This is a genomic window from Glutamicibacter sp. JC586 (assembly GCF_009805585.1).
Lineage (GTDB): Bacteria > Actinomycetota > Actinomycetes > Actinomycetales > Micrococcaceae > Glutamicibacter.
Genome location: NZ_VHIN01000010.1, coordinates 278,496 through 299,903, shown reverse-complemented (window position 1 = coordinate 299,903; position 21,408 = coordinate 278,496). Strand labels below are relative to the sequence as shown.

22 protein-coding genes are annotated in these 21,408 nt (G+C 54.1%); 11 read left to right on the top strand and 11 right to left on the bottom strand.

Annotation, left to right across the window (positions count from 1 at the left end; translation table 11 throughout):
* Positions 1–68 precede the first annotated feature (68 nt).
* Together FJV47_RS09340 and FJV47_RS09335 are read left to right on the top strand one after the other, a co-directional pair.
* Positions 69–569, top strand: a complete 501-nt coding sequence (locus tag FJV47_RS09340; protein ID WP_159612277.1) for a ferritin — start codon at positions 69–71, stop codon at positions 567–569.
* Between the two features lie 200 nt (positions 570–769).
* The gene (locus tag FJV47_RS09335) at positions 770–1,387 is read left to right on the top strand and encodes an SH3 domain-containing protein (RefSeq protein ID WP_159612275.1); all 618 of its coding nucleotides are present in this window, start codon (positions 770–772) and stop codon (positions 1,385–1,387) included.
* Here FJV47_RS09335 and FJV47_RS16700 read toward each other — a convergent pair.
* A complete protein-coding gene (locus FJV47_RS16700) occupies positions 1,384–1,695 on the bottom strand; it encodes a response regulator transcription factor (protein WP_255474760.1) in 312 nt (103 codons plus the stop codon). The two genes, FJV47_RS09335 and FJV47_RS16700, sit on opposite strands and share 4 nt — an antisense overlap.
* On the opposite strand from FJV47_RS16700, the gene FJV47_RS09325 reads away from it, so the two are divergent.
* The gene (locus tag FJV47_RS09325) at positions 1,638–2,345 is read left to right on the top strand and encodes an HTTM domain-containing protein (protein ID WP_159612271.1); all 708 of its coding nucleotides are present in this window, start codon (positions 1,638–1,640) and stop codon (positions 2,343–2,345) included. The genes FJV47_RS16700 and FJV47_RS09325 overlap by 58 nt on opposite strands.
* Before the next feature lie 179 nt (positions 2,346–2,524).
* On the opposite strand, the gene FJV47_RS09320 is transcribed toward FJV47_RS09325, so the two are convergent.
* From FJV47_RS09320 to FJV47_RS16465, 3 genes are all read right to left on the bottom strand, one after another.
* Positions 2,525–3,907 carry an NAD-dependent succinate-semialdehyde dehydrogenase gene (locus FJV47_RS09320; RefSeq protein ID WP_159612269.1) on the bottom strand — a complete coding sequence of 461 codons (1,383 nt, stop codon included), beginning with the start codon at positions 3,905–3,907 and terminating at the stop codon, positions 2,525–2,527.
* 269 nt (positions 3,908–4,176) lie between these two features.
* Positions 4,177–5,238, bottom strand: a complete 1,062-nt coding sequence (gene mgrA / locus FJV47_RS09315; RefSeq protein WP_235026403.1) for an L-glyceraldehyde 3-phosphate reductase — start codon at positions 5,236–5,238, stop codon at positions 4,177–4,179.
* Between the two features lie 334 nt (positions 5,239–5,572).
* Positions 5,573–5,710: a hypothetical protein gene (locus FJV47_RS16465; RefSeq protein WP_200831983.1), complete on the bottom strand. Its 138-nt coding sequence runs from the start codon at positions 5,708–5,710 to the stop codon at positions 5,573–5,575.
* A gap of 153 nt (positions 5,711–5,863) precedes the next feature.
* On the opposite strand from FJV47_RS16465, the gene FJV47_RS09310 reads away from it, so the two are divergent.
* Positions 5,864–6,655, top strand: coding sequence for an alpha/beta fold hydrolase (locus tag FJV47_RS09310; protein WP_235026402.1), 792 nt, complete (start codon positions 5,864–5,866; stop codon positions 6,653–6,655).
* The gene (hrpB, locus tag FJV47_RS09305; RefSeq protein ID WP_159612265.1) at positions 6,652–9,219 is read left to right on the top strand and encodes an ATP-dependent helicase HrpB; all 2,568 of its coding nucleotides are present in this window, start codon (positions 6,652–6,654) and stop codon (positions 9,217–9,219) included. The genes FJV47_RS09310 and hrpB overlap by 4 nt, the downstream gene beginning before the upstream one ends.
* Positions 9,220–9,289: 70 nt before the next feature.
* Here the strand turns inward: hrpB and FJV47_RS09300 are convergent, their stop codons facing one another.
* Together FJV47_RS09300 and FJV47_RS09295 are read right to left on the bottom strand one after the other, a co-directional pair.
* Positions 9,290–10,522 carry an acyl-CoA dehydrogenase family protein gene (locus tag FJV47_RS09300; protein WP_159612263.1) on the bottom strand — a complete coding sequence of 411 codons (1,233 nt, stop codon included), beginning with the start codon at positions 10,520–10,522 and terminating at the stop codon, positions 9,290–9,292.
* 115 nt (positions 10,523–10,637) lie between these two features.
* Positions 10,638–11,324: a TetR family transcriptional regulator gene (locus FJV47_RS09295; RefSeq protein ID WP_159612261.1), complete on the bottom strand. Its 687-nt coding sequence runs from the start codon at positions 11,322–11,324 to the stop codon at positions 10,638–10,640.
* Positions 11,325–11,484: 160 nt separating this feature from the next.
* Here FJV47_RS09295 and FJV47_RS09290 point away from each other — a divergent pair, with 160 nt between their 5' ends.
* A complete protein-coding gene (locus FJV47_RS09290) occupies positions 11,485–11,916 on the top strand; it encodes a DoxX family membrane protein (protein WP_159612259.1) in 432 nt (143 codons plus the stop codon).
* 106 nt (positions 11,917–12,022) lie between these two features.
* Positions 12,023–12,205, top strand: coding sequence for a hypothetical protein (locus FJV47_RS09285; RefSeq protein ID WP_159612257.1), 183 nt, complete (start codon positions 12,023–12,025; stop codon positions 12,203–12,205).
* A gap of 85 nt (positions 12,206–12,290) precedes the next feature.
* Here FJV47_RS09285 and FJV47_RS09280 read toward each other — a convergent pair whose 3' ends face one another.
* The gene (locus tag FJV47_RS09280) at positions 12,291–13,736 is read right to left on the bottom strand and encodes a DHA2 family efflux MFS transporter permease subunit (protein ID WP_159612255.1); all 1,446 of its coding nucleotides are present in this window, start codon (positions 13,734–13,736) and stop codon (positions 12,291–12,293) included.
* A 61-nt stretch (positions 13,737–13,797) separates the two neighbouring features.
* The gene (locus tag FJV47_RS09275) at positions 13,798–14,796 is read right to left on the bottom strand and encodes a PhzF family phenazine biosynthesis protein (protein WP_235026401.1); all 999 of its coding nucleotides are present in this window, start codon (positions 14,794–14,796) and stop codon (positions 13,798–13,800) included.
* A 227-nt stretch (positions 14,797–15,023) separates the two neighbouring features.
* Between FJV47_RS09275 and FJV47_RS09270 the strand changes: the two genes are divergently transcribed.
* The gene (locus tag FJV47_RS09270; protein WP_159612251.1) at positions 15,024–16,118 is read left to right on the top strand and encodes a mechanosensitive ion channel family protein; all 1,095 of its coding nucleotides are present in this window, start codon (positions 15,024–15,026) and stop codon (positions 16,116–16,118) included.
* A 76-nt stretch (positions 16,119–16,194) separates the two neighbouring features.
* Here the strand turns inward: FJV47_RS09270 and FJV47_RS09265 are convergent, their stop codons facing one another.
* Positions 16,195–16,830 (bottom strand): YqaJ viral recombinase family protein, encoded by a 636-nt coding sequence (locus FJV47_RS09265; protein ID WP_159612249.1) that lies wholly within the window; start codon positions 16,828–16,830, stop codon positions 16,195–16,197.
* A 73-nt stretch (positions 16,831–16,903) separates the two neighbouring features.
* On the bottom strand, positions 16,904–17,104 hold the full coding sequence (locus tag FJV47_RS09260) for a thioredoxin (RefSeq protein WP_159612247.1): 201 nt from the start codon (positions 17,102–17,104) through the stop codon (positions 16,904–16,906).
* A 189-nt stretch (positions 17,105–17,293) separates the two neighbouring features.
* On the opposite strand from FJV47_RS09260, the gene FJV47_RS09255 reads away from it, so the two are divergent.
* From FJV47_RS09255 to FJV47_RS09245, 3 genes are all read left to right on the top strand, one after another.
* Entirely contained in the window at positions 17,294–18,031 is a 738-nt protein-coding gene (locus tag FJV47_RS09255) for an ABC transporter ATP-binding protein (protein ID WP_159612245.1), read from the top strand.
* Positions 18,028–19,353: an FtsX-like permease family protein gene (locus tag FJV47_RS09250; protein ID WP_159612243.1), complete on the top strand. Its 1,326-nt coding sequence runs from the start codon at positions 18,028–18,030 to the stop codon at positions 19,351–19,353. The genes FJV47_RS09255 and FJV47_RS09250 overlap by 4 nt, the downstream gene beginning before the upstream one ends.
* Before the next feature lie 192 nt (positions 19,354–19,545).
* A complete protein-coding gene (locus tag FJV47_RS09245) occupies positions 19,546–20,604 on the top strand; it encodes an ABC transporter substrate-binding protein (RefSeq protein WP_159612241.1) in 1,059 nt (352 codons plus the stop codon).
* A 3-nt stretch (positions 20,605–20,607) separates the two neighbouring features.
* Here the strand turns inward: FJV47_RS09245 and FJV47_RS09240 are convergent, their stop codons facing one another.
* Positions 20,608–21,408 (bottom strand): MBL fold metallo-hydrolase, encoded by an 801-nt coding sequence (locus FJV47_RS09240; RefSeq protein WP_159612239.1) that lies wholly within the window; start codon positions 21,406–21,408, stop codon positions 20,608–20,610.

Below are 21,408 nucleotides of genomic sequence, written 5' to 3'. Positions count from 1 at the left end.
AATTCGGGTTTGACTAAGTGAGCACAAACTTCGGTGACAAGACGGGAAAAACATCCTAGTCTAAAGACATGGAACTTACAGGAAAACTGGCAGAAGCCTTCAGCACTCAGGTAACCCTCGAACTCACCGCAGCCACGGTCTATCGTCAGCTGGCAGTTGAAATGGACGTCAAGAGCCTTCCAGGTATTGCTGGATGGTTCCGCGCCCAGGCTGGCGAAGAAGTCGTTCACGCTGAAAAGTTCATTACCCACATGACCGACCGCTCGGCACACCCAAAGATTGGTGAGCAGCCAGCACCAGAACTGAATATCAAGAGTGTCGCTGATGCTTTTGCAGCTTCGCTGGCTCATGAGCAGAAGGTCTCCGAAGCAATTCGTGAGTTGTACCGTTTGGCTCAGACCGAAGGGGATATTGATTCCCTTCCGCTGTTGCACTGGTTCATCGACGAGCAGATTGAAGAAGAGGCCACTGTCTCTGAAATTCTGGATCGCGTGAAGCTCATCGGTAACGATGGCAGTGGTCTATTGCGTCTGGACGCTGAGCTCGGCTCGCGTTCATCGGACGACTAATCGTCTAAGAAGCACGCATCTTCTAAAAATGGAATAAACTTAGGGAAGCAACCAACGGTTGCTTCCCTAAGTTTTTATTTGAGGTGGTTGTGAACCCAGTGGGCTTACCGAATAAGTCGGCTTTGACGTCGTCAGTAACGTTAACCCATCGGACGACTGCCTCGCTGAAACTGCGCAAGGGTGCCGGACGGCATTACGTTGTGCAAAGTAATCTCGCTGAGCTGACCGAGCTGGCCTTGATTGAAGTCATTGGCTCTTGGGCCCATGTCTTTGTTAACGGAATTTACGGTTGGTTACCTAATATTTATCTTGAGCCAATTCCTACTGTCTTTGATAAGCCTGTAGTCGCTGAGGATGAAGACGACGATGATTACTCTGAACCTGTACTTTCTCGTTACTCACTGATTGAAGCAACCCACGTCACCACCGCGACCTTGAACCTCCGTAAGGGCAGCGGCACCGGATACCCGGTACTGAAGGTCATCGACCAGGGCAGTAAAGTTCGTTCAATACTCCAGCAGGGACTGTGGTCCCAGGTCCAGGCAGGCAAGCTGATGGGCTGGGTACCGAGCATGTATCTGCAAGAGATCCCTGCCCGCCCTGCACGTGGGGGACTGATTGCTGTACCTAATCAGCGTGCATTGACCACCATTCGACTCAACGCACGTCGAGGTCCTGGCGACCATTACTCACTGGTGCGCATTCTTCCTGCTGACACCGCGGTGGTTATTGTTGCCCGTCAGGGGGCATGGCGTCAGATCGACCGTGATGGCGATCAGATGTGGGTTCCCGCTAGCCAATTGCGGACTGTTTATTAGCTAAGTTTCGGATCCGCCGAAGTTACGAGCCCGGATTCAGCTGCGATGACGGCTAACTGGACTCGGTTGGGAACGTTGAGCCCGTCCATGACACGGGTCAGATGAAGCTTGACCGATCCTTCAGAAATGTGAGCCATACGCGATATTTGCGCGTTAGTCAGGCCTGCGACTACTAAACGCACAAGACCACAGTCGCGATCACCCGATTCGCGGAATGCTTCCTGGTGGATCGTCCTTCGCGCAATCCTTGATGCTGGCTCCCAACCATCGGTGGGGTGGGCTATTTGCCGTTTGGTACGTGGGGGCAATACTGCTGTCGATCCTATTCGTAGCTGGATGGCAGACTCGAATCGTCACTCCGCTGTTTTTCATTTTTTATACAGCGATCAATGCTCAAAATACGCCAGTCTCTGATGGAGGAAACTACTTCATCAGGATCATGCTGATCTATATGATCTTTGCCGATCTCTCAAGAAGCTGGTCCGTCGACTCCTGGTTGCGAAAGCGCAGTGGTAAGAAGAAGCGCGAATTCGAAGTAGTCACGGTTCTTCATAACGTGGTTCTATGTCTCGTTGTTGCGCAGCTATGCCAAGTGTATTTAGAAGCCGGACTATACAAGGTCCAGGGCAACCTTTGTCAAAACGGGACGGCCATGTACTACCCCGTGAGTTCGGAGGCCTATGGAATTTTTCCTTGGCTTAGCAACCTGATAACCATGGATTCTTGGGTCGTCTCACTGATAACTTACGTGACAGTGGTCGCCCAGATTGCATTCCCGTCCATGTTATTCAACAAGATCAGCCGACGCATTGCGTTGGTGCTGATTCTAGGCATGCCCATTGGAATCGCAATCGTCATGAGGCTACCTTTCTTCTCGGGCATCATGGCATCAGCTGATGCCGTGCTTGTCTCTATCGCCACGTGGATAACGATTAGGACTTGGCTCGCGTCTCGTTGAAAGGCTATTTCTCCGTTTAAAAGATCGCCCGAGCCTTTTGACGAATCGGTCGAAGACGAAGAGGTTGAATCGAAGCAAGCTTCGACCACAGTTTGATGACCATGCAGACGCCAAAGGGTGAACCCTCTAACTGGTTCACCCTTTGGCCTTTAGCGATTTAGCTTTGATGCTCGAAGCGGCTACTCGCCGATGTAGAACAGGCGTTTGTTCACAAACTCATCCATACCCAGCGGGCCTAGTTCGCGGCCAAAGCCGGAGCGCTTCACGCCGCCGAATGGCATTTCTGCGCCCTCGGCGCTGGCAACGTTCACGTTGGCCATGCCGGACTGTAGTTTCTGAGCCACCTTGGTGGCACGCTCTACGTCGGTGGAGTGGACCGAGCCGCCTAGGCCGTAGATGGTGTCGTTGGCCAGTTCTGCTGCTTCTTCGTCGCTGCTGACCTTGTAGACCACAGCCACTGGACCGAAGAGCTCTTCGTAGTAGGCGCGCATGTCCTTGGTGATTCCGGTGAGCACTGCAGGGGAGTAGTACGCCGAAGGGCCATCGTGCAGGACACCACCTGCGTGCAAGGTTGCGCCCTTGGAAACAGCATCCTGGACCTGCTCGTGCAACGACTCAGCTGCCTTACGGGAGGACAGCGGCGCGAAGGTTCCTTCAGCCTCCTCAAGTGGGTCACCCGGCTTCAGGCCTTTTGCGCGCTTGGTTAGTTCAGAAACAAACTCATCATAGATATCGTCCATGACAATCATGCGCTTATTCGAGTTGCAGGCCTGACCAGTGTTATCAATGCGGTAGCCCCACGCGGTATCAACGATTTCTGACACGTTGTCCGAATCCAGAACCACGAATGGGTCCGAACCGCCCAGTTCCAGTACTGCCTTCTTCAAGTTACGTCCGGCCTGCTCGCCAATGATGGCGCCAGCTCGTTCGGAACCGGTTAGGGAGACACCCTGAATACGGGAGTCAGCAATGATGGTGGAAATCTGATCATGGGTTGCGAAGACGTTGTTGTACACGCCTGCAAGAACGCCGGCTTCATCCATGATTTCCTGGATGGCCAGGGCCGAGCGAGGGCAGGACTCAGCGTGCTTGAGGATGATGGTGTTACCTAGCATCAGGTTAGGAGCCGCGAAGCGGGCTACCTGGTACAGCGGGAAGTTCCATGGCATGATGCCCAGTAGTGGACCAACTGGAAGTTTTTGAACTACAGCCTTGCCACCGGAGAATGACTTGATCTCCTGATTCGCTGCCAAAGTTGGGCCTTGAGTGGCGAAATATTCAAAGATTTCTTGGCAGAACTGAGCTTCGCCGACTGCTTCAGAGAGTGGCTTGCCCATTTCAATAGTCATGATCTTGCCAAGCTCATCGGCACGCTCGGCGAACAGTGCGCCAACCTTTGAAACAATCTTGGCGCGCTCGTTGATGTCAACATTCTGCCAGTCTTCATAGGCAGACTGGGCGGCAGCAAGTGCCTGCTCAACTTGCTCATCGGTGGCCGCGTCGAATTCCTCAACAACTTCACCGTTGGCGGGGTTCAAGACCTTGTAGGTTGGGGCGCTCATCAATGCTCCTGTCGTTTGTGCAGAATAGTTGGCGTAGGCCTGTAACTAGAGATTACCGAACCTACGCTAATAAATGAATGTAATTCACTTCATTACACGTCTACCCCGAGCTTATCTGCGGAGTGCTGATCGATCCAGTATGAAGAAGCAATGATCAGTCCTTGAACTCAACATTGCATCTTCAGCAACAGCGTTGGCCGTGGCCGGCTAAATATTTAGCGGAAGACACGGACCACGACGCTGTCGCTAGGGATGTTCTGAACGCTGTGCTAGCTGATAGCCGAAGCACGCCACCAGTCAATACCGGCATCACCCTGAGCAATTTCCGCAATGCTGGAAAGCTCAGCATCAGTAAATTCTAGATTCTTCAGTGCTCCCAAATTCTCATCGAGCTGCTTGGTTGAGGACGCACCAATCAGCACAGAGGTTGCTGCCCCGTCACGTAACAACCACGCCAAGGCCATTTGCGCTAGAGACTGTCCGCGCTGCTGGGCAATCTCGTTAAGGCGGCGAACCTTGGTGAGGTTTTCATCGGTCAGTTGGCTCTCCAATGACCGGCGCCCGCCCTGTCGCTGTACATCAGTGGTGTCCAGGTATTTGTCGGTCAACAATCCTTGAGCCAGCGGAGTGAAAGCAATCGTGCCCATGTTTTCTTGCTTCAGTGTCTCTAACAATCCGTGCTCAACCCATGGATTGAGAATGTTGTAGGAAGGCTGGTGAATCACTAGCGGTGTTCCCAAATCATTCGCTATGGCCTTGGCCTGAGAGGTCCGCTCTGCCGAGTATGAAGAAATGCCAACGTAGGTGGCTTTGCCCTGACGAACCAAGGTGTCTAGTGCGCCGATGGTCTCTTCGAGGGGAGTGTCTGGGTCAAAACGGTGGGAGTAGAAGATATCAACGTAGTCAAGGCCCATCTTCTCAAGCGAGGCGTCGCACGAAGCTAGTAGGTACTTGCGTGATCCGAAAGTTCCGTAGGGGCCTGGCCACATGTTGTAGCCGGCCTTGGATGAGATCACCAGTTCGTTGCGATAAGGCTTGAAGTCCTTGCGCATCATGCGTCCGAAGTTCTCTTCCGCAGAGCCAGCGGGAGGACCATAGTTATTGGCAAGATCAAAGTGATTGATGCCGTGGTCAAAGGCGTGACGGAGAATTTCGCGCTGCGAATCAAAAGGTCGGTTGTCACCGAAATTCCACCATAAACCTAGAGACAGTGGTGGAAGGCGGAGACCTGATTCGCCGACTCGGCGATATCCGTAGTGTTCGTACCTGTCAGCTGCTGCAGTGTAGGGACGGTGTAGTTCATTGACGGCTGGGATTCGTTCGTATTCCACGAGGCACCTTTCTGTCAGCGTCAGCGCTGACGGGGTGGAGGGGCAGGAGGTCTTCACCATCAGAATATGGCAACGCGTCATGACGGTAGGAGAAGCGACGGTAAATCTGCTAAATGCGAAACAACGACGTCCGGTGAGCTTCTGGTCGTGCTCGGGTGCCGAGCCTCAGGGCGTCAGGTTAAAGAGAAGAACCGATCCGGCAGGCCAAGGAGGTAACGCCTGTGCGGATCGGTTCTTCTAAATCACTCGCACCTTGAGAAGGTATTAACAACACTAGGAGCCGAGCCTTATAACAAGCTGAGCGTCAAGTGTGCACTCACCAAGCATGTATGGATTAGTAATTGGATGGTGGGTCGGAAGCCGGAAAGGACTCGTCTTCCCATTCTTCAACAAGCGCTTCGTCGTGCTCGTCATGACGTTTCTTCTCTTCGTCTGCTGCGAGCTGTTGCTCATCGCGCGGATTCTCGCTCATGATCTTCCCCCTCGTTACTTTCAAGAGCCACCGTAGCCGGCGGCCTGGGCGTGCTGTAGTTCCTTCAGTCTTCACCCATTAGGTGCCAATGTCGATAGCTCAGGGGAAAAGAGGATTTCGTCATCCTTACTCCCAAGGGATTTAATCAAAGACATGCCAATGATCAATAACCCTGTCGACGGTTCACAAATCTTCTTTGACGATGATGAAGCTGGCGGGGAACCGATTCTTTTCCTGCACGGCTCTGCGTTATCCCGTTCCATCTGGCGCGGACTGGGTTACATCAAGGCCCTAGGCGAGGATCATCGCACCATCCGCTTGGATCTGCGCGGTCATGGAAAATCAGCCAAGTCTCATGACGTCGCTGACTACACGATGGACAAGGTGGTCAGTGACATCCAAGCGGTACTTCAGCACCTGAATGTGGAACGCGTTCATGTTGTTGGCTACTCCTTCGGTGCACGTACCGGTTTGCACTTGGCCATGACTCACCCCGAGCAGGTTATTTCATTGATCATGCTCGGCGGCACGTATGAGATCACTGAAGGGGAGATCGGGAAGATCTTCTTCCCTGGATACCTTGAAGCTCTGCGACAGGGCGACATTGAAGGGTTTGTCGCTGGTCAGGAAACCAACGGCAAGCTGGATCCTGCGACCAGACTGGCTTTCAAATCAAATGATCCACTGGCACTGGCTGCCTACTATGAAGCAGCCGAGACGCTGCAGAACATTGATCTAGCGGACTTAGCTAAGGTCCGGATTCCTACGCTGATGCTCATTGGCACGAAGGATCAGCCGCGCTTTGACCAGAACAAGATCATGCTTCGCACGCTGCCCAATGCTCGCATGGTGGCATTGCCCGGGCGTACTCATGGGAGCACGTTGTTCCCGATTGAACCGATCGTCTCTGCCATCCGTTCCTTCTGGTCAGGTAGAACTGTATGAGTGAGGTTCTTTTTGAGCTTGAACGGATCTCATCTCAGCTGGCTTTTGGGCCGAGTCGAGATGAACTGTATGCGGAACTTGTTGCCAACCCGGCTCAACCGTTAGTCATTCAAGCACCTCCCGGATCAGGTAAGACCACTATCGTTCCGCCAACGGTAGCCAATGCGTTGGATGCTGCTGGACACACGGGAAAGATCATTGTTACTCAACCGCGTCGAGTTGCAGCTCGCGCGGCAGCCCGACGGCTGGCACACCTGGATAGTTCCGCCTTGGGGGACCGGGTGGGTTTCGCTGTGCGTGGGGAACGTAAGAGTTCGGCGGCCACACGCGTTGAATTTGTGACTGCAGGTCTGATGCTTCGCAGGTTGCTGGCAGATCCGGACTTGGAGGGTGTCAGTGCCGTCATCATCGATGAAGTCCATGAACGTTCGATCGACACTGACCTTTTGCTCGCCATGATCAACCAGGTCAGTCAATTGCGTGAGGACCTTTCGCTGGTGCTGATGAGCGCCACCTTGCACGCCGAAGAACTTTCGCAATTACTCACGCGACAGGGGCCAGCGCCTGTGCTGAGCGCACAAACTGCCCAGTATGAGGTTGCCGAAAGCTTTGAGAGTTTTTCAGGTATTCGCACCAATGATTTTGGGCTCACTGACGAATACCTGCGGCACGTGGCCACGGTGAGCGTGCAACAATCTGCCGTAGAGAACGCCAAGAGTGACCAGCCAATTGATACTTTGGTATTCCTTCCGGGCGTGCGTGAAGTAGAACGGGTCTGCGCGCAGATCTCATCGCGTGGGGCACTTGCTTTAGAGCTGCATTCGCAGATTTCCTCGGCGCAACAAGATCAGATCCTCACCGACCCGGAACCAGGTAGTGAACCGCGGATCATCGTGGCCACCTCGATTGCAGAATCTTCGCTGACCGTTCCTCGGGTGCATTTGGTGATCGACGCTGGCTACGCGCGTGAACCGCGTCGAGATAGCGTGCGCGGAATGTCAGGTTTAGTGACGGTGGTGGCAAGTCGCGCGGCAGCAACACAGCGAGCTGGACGTGCCGGACGCCTGGGCCCAGGACGCGTTGTACGGACCTTGGACCCCAAGTCATTTGCGGCGGCACCGCAATTTTCAACGCCAGAAATTCGGACCGGCGATTTAGTAGCCGCTGGTTTGGCCATGGCACAGTGGGGGACTCCCAGAGGTGAAGGGCTGGACCTGTGGGAAGCCCCGCCTGCATCCACCATGGCTAGCGATGAGCAGGTGCTCAAAGACCTCGGCGCGGTAGATGAGCGCGGATTTATTACTGCCCATGGTGAGCAGATGGCTAAGATCCCTACGGATCCGCGAACAGCTCGTGCCTTGCTGGATGGCGCGCAAATATTTGGGAACCGCGAAGCTGCGCAAGCGGTGGCACTGCTGGCTAGCTCAGAACGGATTCCCAGTGCGGACCTAAACGAATTACACCGTTCGCTGCGTAGTAACTCGCACCCAGGACACCGGGCATGGAAAAACGAAGCGCAACGTTTGGAACAGTTGCTGGGTCAGTTCAACGCCACAGCAACAGCTGCCTCGCCACTAGTGAAATCCACGGGGGAGGCTCTGGCTGGGGTCAGCGCCTTGGCCTATCCTTCCTGGGTGGCGCGCAAGGTCAGCGGTGATGAGTACTTGCTGGCCTCGGGCACACGTGCTTCATTACCGAGAAATTCTCCTCTGGCCCATGAAGAGTATCTAACCGTTGCAGAAGTCGCCCGGGCCGGGACAAAAGCAGTGATCAGACGTGCCGCTGGTATCGCGCTAGAAGAAGTCTTGTCTTTGCTTCCGCAATTGCACGAGGTAAGCGAAACTGCGGAATTTGTCGACGGGAAAATTAGCGCTCGAAAAGTTGAGACCTTCGGTGCAATCGAGTTGGCCTCCCATCCGATCAAGGCCAGCGAACAACTAGGTATGAAGGCTGTTGAAAACGCTATTCGTGAGCAAGGGATGGCGTTCTTTGGAGAGCACGAAAACTTTGAGGCGTTACGCCGAAGAATGGCTGTTGCCCATCGCTTGTTGGGCGAACCATTTGTTACTGTTGATGATCAATCTCTGAGTAGTGACGTGCAGAATTGGTTAGAGCCAGTCTTACGTCAGGTAGCCAACGGGAAGAATGTGGCCAGGGTTGATCTGTATTCTGCCTTACGTAATCTTTTGCCCTGGGAGCATGCTCATGATTTTGACTCGTTGGTTCCGCTCCGGCTGGAAGTTCCCTCGGGGTCAAAGATTGCTATTACTTATCCACCCGTGGGGGAGAGCGGGCCAGCAGTAGTGGCAGTAAAACTGCAGGAGTGTTTTGGTCTGAACCTCTCCCCGCGACTGGTCAAAGATCAACTACCGGTTCAGTTTCATTTACTCTCGCCAGGAGGCTTCCCGCTGGCAGTGACCGATGACTTGGTCAGCTTCTTTAATGGTCCATATGCGCAGGTACGCTCCGAGATGCGTGGCCGTTATCCGAAACATCCTTGGCCAGAGAACCCCTGGGAGCATGTGGCTACGGCCAAGACTAAAAATAGGTTGAATCGTAGCTAGTCTGGAGATGCTTTGGGGACCAGTTCTAAATGAACTGGTCCCCAAAGTTTATGCAGTGAGCGCTTTCGGATTAGGCGAAAGCTGAAATACCGGTGATGTCGCGACCCATGATCAAGGCCTGGACAGTTTCGGTGCCCTCATAGGTGTGAATCGCTTCTATGTCCGCGAAGTGTCGAGCAACTCGATTGCTGGTGAGAATGCCGTTGCCGCCGAGTAGGTCACGGGCGTTGGCGGCAATAGCGCGGGCGGTACGGGTCGCAGTGTACTTGGCAAGGGAAGCCTGAGGGCCAGTGAGCTCGCCGGTAGTCTCACGCTTGGTGGCCTGCATAACCAATACCTGGATAGAAGCCAGCTCTGACTGCATGCGAGCCAGACGCTCCTGAACTATCTGGCTAGCTGCAAGTGGACGTCCAAACTGTACGCGCTGTTTGGCGTAGTTCACCGCAGACTCGTAACACGCGGTTGCGTGGCCAACGGCGGACCAAGCGACACCTAGGCGGGTAGCGAATAGCACGCGAGAGGTGTCCTTGAAGCTAGTGGCATCAGGTAGGACATCTTCATCTGGCACAAAGACATTTTCCATGCGGATGTGTGCCTGCCAGATGGCGCGCAGCGAGAGTTTGTTGGCAATGGTTGTTGCGCTGTAGCCTTCGGCATCCTGGTGGACAACAAATCCGCGGACCTTGCCTTCATCGTCGCGGGCCCACACAATGGTGACCCCACCAATGGAACCGTTGCCAATCCATTTCTTTTCGCCGCTGATCCGGTAGCCTCCGGCAACCTTGGTGGCACGAGTTTCTAGCGATACTGAATCTGAACCGTGGGTAGGCTCGGTCAGTGCGAAGGCACCGGGAAGCTCGCCGTTCATCATGGGCAGAGCATACTTTTGGACTTGTTCTGGGCTGCCACAGAACAGCACCGAACGCAGCGCAAGTCCACCTTGAACGCCAACAATGGTTGCAACTGAACCATCGCCGCGGGCCATTTCCATGTTAACCAATCCAGCGGCCAGTGGGGTCATTTTTTCGCGAGACTCCACGTTCATGCCATCGCGGAACAGATCTGCTTCGCCCAGTTTCTTGATCAGGTGCACTGGGTATTCTGCTTTGTCCCAGTGCTCGTGGATGTCGGCCTTGACTTCGTCTAAGACAAAATTGCGCGCTTTGGTGCGCCACGCGTTGTCGGCGTCATCTATATCGGCGAAAACTCCTGTGGGATCAACATTGACATCCCCGGACCATAGGTCATAGTCGGGCTCAACAACTCCGTCGGGGAAGTCCAAACCGGTTGACTGCTCTGTCATCTCAGGCGCTCCAAAATTGGCTAGAGTGAAAACTTTTCATCTCAAGCCTAATGGAACTGGGTGTCATGTCAAGAAACTAGGTTTCATGCTGTGGGGTGTCGGGTATAAGCAGTGTCTACTGAGCCCGGTCCTTGAGCGCGGCTGAGACAGCTTTCAAGATTGCCTGTTCGTCTGCGCCAGCATCCAAAACCGATACTACGACAGTGGGAGCTGGCGCCGCGATGGTGTCGCTACCTTCCGAATCAAGAAGGTCAGCAAACCGTCCCAAAAATAAGCGGACGTCCTGGGCAAGTTTTCCCCGGTCGGTGCTGGCTGGATCCTTGATCCAGCTGCGTAGGTGATCATTGTGAATTGCTACCAAACCGGCGCTGACACCCAAACAGAGTGACTTTTCTGATGCGGTGCTGGCCAGTCCTCGGCGTGAGAGGAAGTCGTAAAACGCGCGTTCGTAGCGATGAGTAGAAACGAGCTCTCGTTCACGCAAGGACGGAACAGAAGCCAAGAGTTTATGGCGTAGCTGCGCGCCTTCAGGATTGACCGTGTACTGGTCGAAGACCACATGCGCTGCATCAATCAGCGTCGAAATGGCATCCACCGAAGAGGCCGCAAGGGTCGTCTGAACGTGGGTGATAATCATTTCTTGGTCGGCAAAGACCATGTTCTCTTTAGAACCAAAGCGTCGGAAGAAAGTGGAACGTGAGATCCCTGCGGCGTTGGCCAATTCATCAACACTCGTGGCGTCAAAGCCCTGTGAAATCAGCAGATCAAGGGCGGCCGGTGGTACAGCAGAAGAAGCGATCATGATTTACGAATTTAGCATGAAAGTTCATGGCTGAATCTTGAGTTAGGCTAAGCGCGCCGTCGAAATGATTGTGAACTACACCGCCCATGACTACGCTGAACACTAAGGCGTTCTTTGTTCGAACGCTATTTGTACACAACGGAAAGAGAAGTGAGGGCCCATGGGAATCTCGATCGCAAACGCCGCACTACGATTGGTCAGTGGCGCATTCATTCTCAATAGCGGTATTAATAAGCTGCGCATTGATGAAGCCAGTGCGGCCGGCCTACAACAAATGGCCTCCAACGGTGTGCCACAATTAGCCGACCTAGAACCAAGCGTCTTTGGCAAGGTCGTATCCATCTCGGAAATCTCCTTGGGCAGTGCACTACTACTTCCACTAGTGCCATCGCGTTTGGCAGGCCTAGGACTCGGCGCATTCTCTGGGGTCCTTTTGTCCTCGTACCTGCGTACCCCGGGCATGACCGAATCCGATGGTATCCGACCTACCGCTGATGGTACCGCGCTAGCCAAAGACTTCTGGCTTGCCGGTATTGCAGCTGCTTTGATCTTCGCTCGCAAGGGCGGCAAGAAGGTCAAGAAAGACAAATAAGTAGTAGCTCGCTGAGCACCCCTTGCGGTCACGGGAGATAGATAAGGCCTGAAGACTGCAGTTTTCAGTGGTTAAATTTGGAACACAAGCTAAGAGGAGAACCACAATGGGTTTCTTAGATGATGCAAAGAAGAAGCTGGGCGAAGCAGTCGAGAACGCCAAAGAGTTTGCCGGTGAAGCTACCGAGAACATCAAGGACTTTGCAGCCGATGCTCAAGAAAAAATTGGCGAGAAGGTTGATGAGTTCAAAGGTGGCGAGGACACGGACGGCCCTTCGGACAAGGTCTAAATAGCCTAGAACAAAGCGCCCTGGCACTGACGAATAATCGTCAGTGCCAGGGCGCTTTTGTGCCTCTGGTTCAGAACCTGCTAGCTTAGGCTTTTTTGCCAGGGCTCAGGAAGGCCGCCACAATCACAGCGGCAACGGCAACAAATCCGGGAAGCAACAATGCCTGACCCAGACCCACAGAGGTCGCTTCCATCAAAGCTGCAGGGTCCTTGGACCCGACCTTTTCGATCTCTGCCTGTACGCGTGAATCCATCATCACGGCAATCAACGCTGAGCCAAGAACCGAACCAATCTGACGGGTCGTGTTGTAAATACCAGAACCTGCACCGGCATCACGCGCAGTGAGATCTCGAGTGGCAGCCAAGGAAAGAGAAGGCCAAATCATCGCGGAGCCAACACCCTGAACAGCTGAGGGAATCAACAGCGTCCACAACGGAGTATCTGCATGCATCATGAAGGCATACACCACGGTGGCACCGCCAAAGAGCAGGAAGCCAGGAACTGCCAGCTTGCGTGGGCTGAGCTTATTGACCATCTTGCCCAAACGTGGGGCAATGAAAATACCAACCACAGCCATTGGCGAAATCATCAAGGCAGATTCAGTCGGGGTCAGCCCGCGAACATTCTGCAAGAAGAACACCATTGGCAAACTCATCGTGGCGATGGTGACACCCATGGCGGTGATGGCGACGTTAGCCAGTGAGAAGTTTCTGACCTTGAACAGGCGCAGGGGAACCAACGGTTCGGCTTGGGTCTTGCTCTGCCACCACACGAACACAGCGAGCAACACAATGCCAGCGGCGATCAGGTGCCACGAGGAGATTGGACCAATAAAAGGTTCCCAGTTTGAGGACTGACCTTCCTGGATACCAAAGACCAAGCAGAACATTGCCACCGCTGAAAGGAAGACTCCCAGCCAATCAAATGAGTGAGCCTGCGGGGCTAGGCGTGGCACAAATTTGAAGACCATGGTCAGGCTGACCACAGCGATGGGCAGGTTGATGAAGAAGATCCACTCCCAACCCACCGAGTCAACCAGCAGACCGCCAGCGATAGGACCAATAAGCGAGGCAATACCGGCCACCGCGCCCCACAAGCCCATAGCAGCACCGCGGTGCTGGTAAGGGAAGAGTCGGGTAATCATGGTCATTGCTTGAGGCGAAATCATTGAAGCGCCCAGGCCCTGTACGGCACGGGCCGCAACCAGTGATGCCAGAGAATCCGAGAGTCCGCACCAGAGGGACGCCAACGAGAAGATGACCATTCCGATGAGGTAAATATTGCGGGGACCAAAGCGGTCGCCAAGGCGTCCGGTGACAAGGAGCGGGACTGCGAAGGTGAGTAGGTAAGCGCTATTGACCCACAAGATACTGGAAATACTCGCATCCAGTGAATGCATAATGGAGGGCATCGCAGTGGACACAATGGTGGTGTCCAGCAGGATCATGAAGAAGCCAATGACCAGCGCCCACAGGGCACGCCAGGCGGCTTTCTTATCAAAGTCTGTTTGAGGATTCGCAGTTTCAGGCACTGACCAAGGTTAATACCTGAAAGCTGACAAAGGAATGCATAGTTTGCCTATGCGGGGTAAATCAGTCGAAACTCACATTGCCTGAAATACGAGTTTCCACGTCACCACTAACCCACACGTCTTGCTCGGTGGCTTCGATATGCAAGATGGCGCCGCGGCCAATGCGCGTGCCTTGACGCACCGTGTAACGTGGCGGGGCGTAACCAGATTGGGTCAGCCAAATACCAAATGCCGCGTTCAACGAGCCAGTGGCAGGATCCTCTGGCACTGCTTCGCCAGAGACAAAGGCACGGACTTCAAAATCTGCCGGAGGCTGCAGGACAACAGAACCGAAGCGCTCTTCGGAGCGTTCAAGATCCGAGGAATCTAATGGACGCAATTCTTCACGCGTACCAGAGACTCGGGGTAGAACGGTCCCACGTGGTTGCCATACCCCGTGGGCCACACTGGAAGCCGTGTAAGGTCCGATGACCCCAACTTCCAAACCTTGCAGGGCTTCGTAATCTGGTTCAATGCCCAGGACAATATCCGCATCTCTTAGGACCAGTCCGGCAGGATGCGGTCCATTGACCAGCCATTGGTGATCAACCACGTCGTCCTCGTGAATCCCCAAGCCGCTGATGGCCCACTGGAGTACGTCTGGTTCAAGGGGACCGGAACGTGTTAGGGGCGGGGCAAGAAAAGCTAATCGCCGAGAATGACTGTCGGTGCTGTCTCGCTCAACTCGTACCGGGATTAGCCCACCTTCACATTGCTGAATGAGGTGTCCGCCGGGGCCTGGAACACCGCCAGCTTCCAACCATGCATGTGCGGCTCCCAAAGTGGGGTGCCCCGCAAAAGGAAGTTCGGTGCTTGGCGTGAAAATACGGATCGCGTAGTCAGCCTCGTCGGTGGTTGGCTCTACGAAGAATACGGTTTCGGCCAGATTCAACCACTGGGCGAAGTGTTGCATCTGTTCATCAGTCAGGCTGTCAGCGTCAAAAACGACTCCTAGCCCATTGCCGTTGAAAGCAGTGGGTGCAAAGACATCGACCTGCTGATAAGCAAATGTTCGGCTCATACTTAGCATGGTGGCACATTTACCCTTGGGTTGATCGGGTGTTACGTTCAAGGACTCACAAAGCGTCAACCTTGGTGGCTATCAAAAGCACGCACTGAATCGTAGATTATTTAGTGTCAGCGCTCAGTGGGTATATGTGATCAAGACCTCCCGTGATCCACGGCGAGACAAGGTTTCGGCAAGATTTTGCACAGCAATTATTTAGTGCCGTGTGACATCCTATAAACATGTCTCCTACTCCCGTTGATCCCATCGACGAAACTGTCGAGGAAGTTGTTAACGTTTCAACCTTTCTCCCTGAATCGATGCAATTCTGGGCTGTTGTACTGGCCGGCGCAGTATTTGCTGCCATCTTGGCCTTTGTCTTCAGCACGATTGCCCGTCGAATTCTTCGGCGAATCGGCGTTGAGGAAGCTGACGTACGTGCAACTCGACTTCCATTCTTTGGCCTGATCACTTCCATCATTGCCAAGTCCGCCTTTGCGCTGTTCTACCGGAACCGCGACTGGTACAACCCTTGGCAATTTGTCATTCTGATCATCCTGGTCTTCTTCTTGACGTGGTTCATCATCAAACTGGTGCGCGTGGTTGAAGCTGGAATGATGGCCCGCTTCGAATCGAAGTTTGGTCCAGGACGGCGACTGGCCAAGGTGCAAACCCAAGTGGGCCTGATGCGCCGAGTGCTCATCGCAGTATTGTGCATTTTGGCAGTCGCCGCCGTGCTGTTGACGATCGAACAAGTCAGAGCCTTAGGTGCAGGACTTTTGGCCTCGGCCGGCCTAGCATCGGTCGTAGTTGGTTTGGCAGTGCAGTCCACACTCGCGAATGTCTTTGCCGGGCTGCAGGTTGCTTTCACCGATTCAATTCGAGTCGATGACACCATCGTGGTTGAAGGCGAACGCGGATCAGTTGAAGAAATCACCTTGTCCTATGTAGTGGTCTTATTGCTGGATGGACGGCGAATGATCCTTCCATCCACGTATTTCACCACCACTCCCTTTGAAAATTGGTCGCGTCGCAGCACCGAAATTTCGGGCAATGTCGCGCTACAGCTCAAGCTGAATGCACCGATAGGCTACCTGCGTCAACGGACCACCGAGCTACTCGAGGCCTCTGATCTATGGGACGGTCGCGAAAATGATTTGTTGGTGACCGATGTGCAGAACGGTTTGCAGACAGTGACCGTCTATGTTTCGGCACGCAATGCAGGGGACTTGTGGGGCTTGCGCAACATGATCCGGGAAAAGCTTCTTTCAGAGCTTTTGGAGAGCTACCCGGAAAGTCTGCCAGACCCTCGGATGGTCCCTGGAAACTCCGTCTAGTGAGCTCGTCAACGAGCTGAATATAAATGATCCTTCACGCCCTGATAGCGTGAAGGATCATTTTTATTGCCCACAGTTAGAGGCGAAGCGCCGCGGGGCCGTAGTCGTTGTAACGCTCCTGGCGTGCTGTGGCCTCACGAAGCGCGGCGATCAAGGACTCAGCTTTGTCGATCAAGTCCTGAATCAGATCATCGTCTCGTTCTACCCAGAGGTACTCGGGCACGTCACGCAACGGTATGAAATCCTGGTGCTCTTCCCACACAAATAATGTGCGTTCGGCACCAATTACGTGTTGTTGCCACAAGATTTGGCGCAGGTAGTTCTTTGGGATTTTCTTAAAAGGTTTATTGGTGGTCTTGATTTCTGCCAAGACCGGAGCGCCCGAAGCATCAAAGCCCAAACCGTCGGGAGTAGCTAGGTGCAGGCGGGAGGCCTGTGAATGGAAGAGCTGGGAGGAGGGGAAAATATTAAAGTTCTCTTGAACCCAGGCGGCGATCACTGGCTCGCGTTTACGACCATGATCTGTGTAGGGATTGCCAGAAAATCCGTTGCCGTAGAGCTTGTCCCAGGCAGCATTCTTAATGGATTTCTCGGTGGAAAGTTTGGCAACATCTGTTGCGGTAATACCTTGCGCTCGTGCCCGTAGCCATTCAATACGATTGGAAGAATCAGCTAAGACGCGTTGGAAGCATTCATGTTCAACGCCGGGCACAGTTATCACCTGATCTATTGTTCCCCATCCCGGCCGGAGATCAGTGCATCTTGGGCTTATGGCCTACGTGAGACTAGTCGCTGGCCCGGGCAATCGCGGTAAGTAGTTGGGGCAACGTGGGAGTGCTGCTGGCTCTAAACTTTTCCGTGTCGTCTTGCATTAGTCGGATCATCGGGGTGCTGGTCACGCCGAGGTCTTCGCCTCGCTTCACCTGTTCGACAACATTAATTTCTTCCACGACAAGGTCCGGAAGTAGCTCCTGAGCCCTAGCCACGGTTTGTCGTGTCCGCACGCAGGGGGCACAGAAAGGTTGGGTATACAGTTCCAATTTCATTGCCTGTCAAAGAACTCCTGTAGTACTGCTCCAGGTGGAAATCGTTCCTACTTCGGGATGACACCACCGAGGAACTACTTCGTCTTGTGCGCTGATGTGCGCCAAGCTCAATATTGAAAACATTGAGTCATGCTTGAAAATTCCTTTGATCATCCACCCGTACTGACTGCTCAAAATCTGCGTCGAAGCTTCGGAACTACTATCGCTCTCAATGGCGTAAATCTTCACATTTACCTTGGAGAGTCACTGGCCATCATGGGTCCTTCCGGATCCGGAAAATCAACATTGCTTCATGCCTTGGCCGGTATTGAGCTTCCTGATTCTGGAAGCATTCGGCTGAATCTTCCCGGACAAACTTCGCTAGAGCTACTCGAACTCAGGGACAAAGCCCGAACCAAACTTCGCAGAGAAGCCTTTGGATTTGTCTTCCAATCCGGCTTGCTGATTCCGGAATTGACCGCCGAAGAGAATGTGGCCATGGCCTTGATGATCAACGGCGTATCTCGTGTGGCGGCCATCGAACAAGCTAGGCAAGCTCTAGTCGCTTTGGGTCTTGCCGGCATGGAGCAACGTCGCATCGGCCAGCTTTCTGGCGGGCAGGTCCAACGTGTAGCCATCGCTAGAGCGCAAGTCACCGGAGCCATGGTGGTGTTTGCTGATGAACCAACAGGCGCGTTGGATTCAAGCACAGGAACCGAAGTGCTCGACGTATTGCTGGGCTGCACCGTCGGCCAGGGTAAATCTCTGGTGATGGTCACCCATGATGCGGCGGTGGCTGCCCGTTGTGACCGGGTGGTGAAGTTGCAAGATGGCAATCTGATCAGCGACAGCCGCGCGGCGAACAACATGGACGGTGGCGTGCGATGAATATGCTTCATCTTTCATGGTTGCTGGCACGACCGGTCAAGAATCGATTGGCTCCCCAGATACTTACTGTCAGCGCCTATGCAATCCTCAGCGCCATCCTGCTCATCGTTCTGGGTGGAGCGCATTCCTTCACCACCTTTGAGGCTGAAGCTCAGGGAACGTATGTTCCGCTAGCGGCGCTCGCCGTGGTGCTACTGGTCATTCCGTTATTGGTCCTCGGCGCATCAGCTGCCAGGCTCTCCGCACGAGCCAACGATCGTGCCTTGTCCTCGCTGCGGCTACTCGGAGCCACCGGCGGACAGGTGAGCATCCTGGCCGTATTGCAAGCTGTGGGCACAGCACTAGTTGGCACCTTGGCAGGGGTGATGCTGTATTTCGCCTGCGCACCCTTAGCTTCCTTGATTCGGTTCCAGGGTGCTCCAATCGGTGCGGCGATTTACCTGCCTGTATGGATCGTGGCCATCGCAGTATTCGCGGTGGTCATCATTGCGGCTATTAGTGCCGTGGCAGGTCTTCGAAAACTAGTGATCACCCCGCTAGCGGTGGCCACCCGTCGCACGGTTCCGGTTCCAAGTTGGAAGCGGGCGCTGATTACCGTGGGCAGCATCGGGGTGCTGTATCTGGTGTTTTCTAACTTGGGGTCGGTCGCTCAAGAGATGGCGGTCTTGATCGTCGTGATTGTCGCTGGTTTGGGATTCGGTCTACTGGTACTGAATCTGGTTGGACCCTATCTGGTCTCCAAGGTGGGGGCGAGCAAACTCAAAAAGGCAAGTAGCCCCCAACAGCTTTTGGCGGCCCGCATGATTCTGGAGAGCCCTACCGAATCATGGCGCCAGGTCTCAGGTGTCGCAATGGCCTCGTTTGTTGCCGTAGTTGGTGGCAGTGGAGCTGCAATGATGAAACTGACGGAATCAGAAGTGGTAGAGAGCTCTTGGTATGACTATTTGCCCGGCGACATTCTCACCGGTGTATTGGTGACCTTGGCTATTACGTTCATCTGCGTCGCAGCTTCCTCGGCCAATAGCCAGAGTGCTGCCACGCTGGATCGTGCCGATTTGTACACGGGATTGAATCGTTTGGGCATGGAATGGTCCACGGTGAACGCCGCGAGAACAAAGTCTTTGATGATTCCTGCCCTGAGCGCCGCGATTGGTTTTGCCGTCGCTTCAACGATCCTGGTCCTACCACTAGCCGGTATGGCAGTGATCACCAGTCCGTTGACGGTGCTGACGATTATTGGGGCTGTGGGTCTTGGGTTGGTGATGATTCGGGTCTCAATTTTGGTGGCTGATCCTGCGAAGCTAGTTTCAGCTGGAGAGTAAAAGCAGTAATCAGACGGGGGAAGTCATGACGGTCAATGGTTATCATCACTTCAGGTGTGATGATTAGGTACGTTTCATGTTGCGTATTGATCAGCAAACCGCGTAATGTGGCATACGGCTCAGATAGGTAACCCTTACCTATCTTGGCAGTTATGTTTCACAGAACCTCGCATAGTCTGGAACCACCGACCCATGAAAATTTCACGTCGCGCCGGGATCTTCGCCGCGTCCACCGCAATCCTCGCACTGAGCCTGACCGCCTGTGGCTCCTCGGAGAACGCAGCATCGTCTTCGGCTGATCCCTCGGCCAAGTCCGCAGATTCCTTCACCCCGGTCACCATCAAGAACATTTATGGTGAAACCACAATTGATAAGGCGCCAGAACGCGTAGCGACCATCTCGTGGGTCAACGCTGACACCTTGCTTGCACTTGATACCGTCCCAGTGGGCATGGATGCTGACGCGTACGGTCAGAACGAAAACAAGTCGACGTCCTGGAAGGATGAGGCTCTAGCTAAGCTGGATGCTTCGATCGGTTCTGAGAACGCTCCGGCGCAGTTTGCTACCGGCGACGATCCGGACTACACGGCTATTGCTAAGACTAAGCCGGACGTCATCTTCGCTCCTTACTCGGGTTTGAAGAAGGAACAGTACGAAAAGCTGGAAAAGATCGCCCCAGTAGTTGGCCCGATCAAGGCAAACTACACCACCAGCTGGGAGGAAGTGACCGAAGCCGCCGGTCAGATGCTGGGTAAGCAAGACCAGGCCGAGACCCTGATCAAAAAGGTTGAAGGCGACTTGGCCAAGGTCGGCGAAGACAACCCAGTCTTGAAGGACACCACCTTCATCGCTTCTGATCTCTCCGCACCTGATACTGCCTACGTGTACTCCGAAGGCGATACCCGTCCACGCTTCTTGACCTCATTGGGGATGAAGCAGGCGGACTACGTTCAGAAGAACGCAGCCAAGGACACCTTCTTCTTCACCGTTTCTCCGGAAAAGGTCAACGAGTGGAAGTCAGATATTCTCTTCTCCTCGGCAATCGCCGGTAACACCACCGAAGACATCGTGAAGGCGCAGCCGCTGTACGGTCAGATTCCTGCAGTGAAGAATGACGCCGTGGCTCTGCCAGGTTCCGATGAGGCAACTCTTGCGATCTCGGCAGCTTCACCTCTGTCCTTGGAATGGTCGTTGGACAAGGTTGTTCCAAAGATCGTGAAGGCTGCCGAAAACGCAGCCAAAGCAAAGTAGCCGTTAGCGATTCGACGCTAGATAGTGCAACTGCGCTTCCAAGGATCGGCTAGCCGCGCCTACCAGACGCGGATCCAGGTCGGGGTAGACAGCATCCAGCAACTGTGTTGGATCCACGTCCGCCCCGGCCTTGCCGAGTTTGAGCAGGGCATCACGAACTTGATCCAAACGAGACTCGCGATGAGCAAGGTAAGCACGCAGCAACTGATGCGAGGTGCTGTGTTGCTCACCATGGGCAGGATGCAGGGGCATATCTGCCAGATTCAACAACCTGTTCAGCGAGGCGAGATAGTCGCCCAGCGTTCCGTCGGGATGATCCAAAATGGTGGTTCCTCGGCCCAACACGGTATCGCCGGTAAACAACTGCGGGGTATCTCCCAGCGTTGTGAAACAGACCGAATCCGAGGTGTGGCCGGGAGTGAAATGCACCTTAACATTCACACCCGCGCAATTGATGGTCTCCTGGTCTTCGAGCGGTGCGGCCTCGCGGCAGAATTCAGGGGATTGGGCCCGTACCGGCGTGGGGCTAATCCGGTGCAGAAAATCAATTCCACCGGTGTGGTCCGCATGACGATGGGTGATCAGCACCAGTCGAATACTAAACTGGGCCAAAGATTGAAGATGAGGCTCAAGCTCAGGGCCGGGATCGATCAGCACGACCTCGGTGCCAGGGCTCAAGGTAGAAATCTTCGGATCAAAGAGCAGATAAGAATTTGTCCCATCCAGCGTCATTTCCGAAGGGTTATCAGCCTGCAACACGGCGATCCCCGGAGCAATCAGGGTGGGAATGGAAAGATGAGCCAT

What these genes read in the sequence shown, in the direction of transcription:
- FJV47_RS09340 (WP_159612277.1), top strand. Translation starts at nt 69, where the DNA reads ATGGAACTTACAGGAAAACTGGCAGAAGCCTTCAGCACTCAGGTAACC.
- FJV47_RS09325 (WP_159612271.1), top strand. Translation starts at nt 1,638, where the DNA reads ATGCTGGCTCCCAACCATCGGTGGGGTGGGCTATTTGCCGTTTGGTAC.
- FJV47_RS09320 (WP_159612269.1), bottom strand. Translation starts at nt 3,907, where the DNA reads ATGAGCGCCCCAACCTACAAGGTCTTGAACCCCGCCAACGGTGAAGTT.
- FJV47_RS16465 (WP_200831983.1), bottom strand. Translation starts at nt 5,710, where the DNA reads ATGAGCGAGAATCCGCGCGATGAGCAACAGCTCGCAGCAGACGAAGAG.
- FJV47_RS09310 (WP_235026402.1), top strand. Translation starts at nt 5,864, where the DNA reads ATGCCAATGATCAATAACCCTGTCGACGGTTCACAAATCTTCTTTGAC.
- hrpB (WP_159612265.1), top strand. Translation starts at nt 6,652, where the DNA reads ATGAGTGAGGTTCTTTTTGAGCTTGAACGGATCTCATCTCAGCTGGCT.
- FJV47_RS09300 (WP_159612263.1), bottom strand. Translation starts at nt 10,522, where the DNA reads ATGACAGAGCAGTCAACCGGTTTGGACTTCCCCGACGGAGTTGTTGAG.
- FJV47_RS09295 (WP_159612261.1), bottom strand. Translation starts at nt 11,324, where the DNA reads ATGATCGCTTCTTCTGCTGTACCACCGGCCGCCCTTGATCTGCTGATT.
- FJV47_RS09290 (WP_159612259.1), top strand. Translation starts at nt 11,485, where the DNA reads ATGGGAATCTCGATCGCAAACGCCGCACTACGATTGGTCAGTGGCGCA.
- FJV47_RS09285 (WP_159612257.1), top strand. Translation starts at nt 12,023, where the DNA reads ATGGGTTTCTTAGATGATGCAAAGAAGAAGCTGGGCGAAGCAGTCGAG.
- FJV47_RS09275 (WP_235026401.1), bottom strand. Translation starts at nt 14,796, where the DNA reads ATGAGCCGAACATTTGCTTATCAGCAGGTCGATGTCTTTGCACCCACT.
- FJV47_RS09270 (WP_159612251.1), top strand. Translation starts at nt 15,024, where the DNA reads ATGTCTCCTACTCCCGTTGATCCCATCGACGAAACTGTCGAGGAAGTT.
- FJV47_RS09255 (WP_159612245.1), top strand. Translation starts at nt 17,294, where the DNA reads ATGCTTGAAAATTCCTTTGATCATCCACCCGTACTGACTGCTCAAAAT.
- FJV47_RS09250 (WP_159612243.1), top strand. Translation starts at nt 18,028, where the DNA reads ATGAATATGCTTCATCTTTCATGGTTGCTGGCACGACCGGTCAAGAAT.
- FJV47_RS09245 (WP_159612241.1), top strand. Translation starts at nt 19,546, where the DNA reads ATGAAAATTTCACGTCGCGCCGGGATCTTCGCCGCGTCCACCGCAATC.
- FJV47_RS09240 (WP_159612239.1), bottom strand. Translation starts at nt 21,408, where the DNA reads ATGGCTCATCTTTCCATTCCCACCCTGATTGCTCCGGGGATCGCCGTG.